Below are 1,656 nucleotides of genomic sequence, written 5' to 3'. Positions count from 1 at the left end.
GACCTATCCCGATGCACAACTGTGTGCCGGCGGACGGGCGCACCAGGTACTGATGGCGGTCCAGTCTCCCAACGTCGTCGTGCTAGGCGGATTTTTGGACCAAGTCGATTGCCGCGATCTGATCGATCTGGCCGGACCACGAATGAAACGGTCCTCCGTCGTGCATCACGCGCAGGGGACGCGCATCGATGAGACACGCACGTACCAGTTCCGGTTGCCATTTTTCGCGCGCAGAAGTGGCGCTTGTGGCCAACATCGAGCAGCGCATCGCCGAACTCACCGGCATCCCAGTGGAAAACGGCGAAGGTCTGCAGGTGCTGCACTACCTGCCGGGACAGCACTACATCCCGCATTGGGACTACTTTCCACCGGAGAGTCCAAGCTCGGCCAACATCGTCCGACCGGAATTGGGCGGGCAACGCATCGCCACGTACATCCCGCATTGGGACTACTTTCCACCGGAGAGTCCAAGCTCGGCCAACATCGTCCGACCGGAATTGGGCGGGCAACGCATCGCCACGTTCATCGCCTATCTGAACACCGTTCCCCTCGGCGGGGAGACGGAGTTCCCCCGTGCAGGTATCAAGGTGGCAGCCGTCCAGGGCAATGCCTGCTTTTTCTCTTACCGCACGGCAGACGACCAGCCCGATCCTCTGACGCTACACGGCGGCAATGCGGTCATCGACGGCGAGAAGTGGATCGCCGTCAAGTGGCTACGCGAGGGGCGCTACCCACGATAGGGCTGACCGCCCACTAACACTGGCCTTTGCAACTAAGGCCGCATTTCACGTTTCAACCAGAGGAATCAAACATGAATGATGTCTGTGAATGCGGCCGTCCTATTGAACAGCTGCATAGCCTAAAAACCAACGACACGCCATGCCTGCGGCGTGCTGTCGGAAAGCGACCGACAGGCATTGGCGGACGCGCTGTGCGAGGCATTCGAAAAATCCGCGCCTTTGCTGTCTCAAGCACTGTCCGACGCACTACAGGCTCAGTTCGAACGCGTGATAGGACGCGGCGTGGTGGGCTGGACAAAACGCATCCTGATCGCCGGCCGGCCTGCTCGCGCTGGCCGGCTATACCTTTACCAAGAGCGGAAGCTTCAAATGAACATCGTAATCACCCGCCTGCTCGCGCTGGCCGGCTATACCTTTACCAAGAGCGGAAGCTTCAAATGAACATCGTAATCACCCGAAAACACTCCACACCCAATGGCACGCCCGGCGAGTTGATCGCCACCAACGATGCTGGCCATGCATTTACCTGCGACACCCTGGAACTGCCATGGCAAGACAACGCGCCAGGCGTATCCTGCATCATGAACGACCACTACAGCGCCACGATCTGGCACTCCGATCACCTCGACTGCGACCATGGCAAGACAACGCGCCAGGCGTATCCTGCATCATGAACGACCACTACAGCGCCACGATCTGGCACTCCGATCACCTCGACTGCGACGTGCTGCGCCTGGAGGACAAGCACGGACGGAAGAACTGCCTGATCCACTGCGGAAATTTTGCCGGCAATGTAGCTCAAGGCATGGAAACCCAGGTACATGGATGCACGCTGGTCGGTAGCCGCTACGGAGCGCTGGTCAACGACGACGGGGGCGCTCAACTTGCGATCCTCGACAGCCGCGTGACGCTAACC

The 1,656-nt window shown here is 59.8% G+C and carries 4 protein-coding genes; all 4 read left to right on the top strand.

Annotated elements, in window-relative coordinates:
• The first annotated feature begins 188 nt into the window (after positions 1-188).
• Positions 189-740: a 2OG-Fe(II) oxygenase gene (locus XANALMUS060_RS17020; protein ID WP_082065259.1), complete on the top strand. Its 552-nt coding sequence runs from the start codon at positions 189-191 to the stop codon at positions 738-740.
• Between the two features lie 150 nt (positions 741-890).
• Positions 891-1,181 carry a hypothetical protein gene (locus XANALMUS060_RS17015; protein ID WP_045739451.1) on the top strand — a complete coding sequence of 97 codons (291 nt, stop codon included), beginning with the start codon at positions 891-893 and terminating at the stop codon, positions 1,179-1,181.
• Positions 1,178-1,414: a DUF5675 family protein gene (locus XANALMUS060_RS17010; protein ID WP_045739450.1), complete on the top strand. Its 237-nt coding sequence runs from the start codon at positions 1,178-1,180 to the stop codon at positions 1,412-1,414. The genes XANALMUS060_RS17015 and XANALMUS060_RS17010 overlap by 4 nt, the downstream gene beginning before the upstream one ends.
• A partial coding sequence (locus XANALMUS060_RS17005) for a DUF5675 family protein (protein WP_200894110.1) occupies positions 1,411-1,656 on the top strand: 246 nt, incomplete at its 3' end. The genes XANALMUS060_RS17010 and XANALMUS060_RS17005, both read left to right, overlap by 4 nt.

Source organism: Xanthomonas sp. MUS 060 (genome assembly GCF_000963215.1).
Classification (GTDB): Bacteria; Pseudomonadota; Gammaproteobacteria; order Xanthomonadales; family Xanthomonadaceae; genus Xanthomonas_A.
This window is presented reverse-complemented; position numbering and strand designations above follow the sequence as displayed.

Coding starts and splice junctions, on each gene's coding strand:
- XANALMUS060_RS17020 (WP_082065259.1), top strand. CDS start 189: ATGAGACACGCACGTACCAGTTCCGGTTGCCATTTTTCGCGCGCAGAA.
- XANALMUS060_RS17010 (WP_045739450.1), top strand. CDS start 1,178: ATGAACATCGTAATCACCCGAAAACACTCCACACCCAATGGCACGCCC.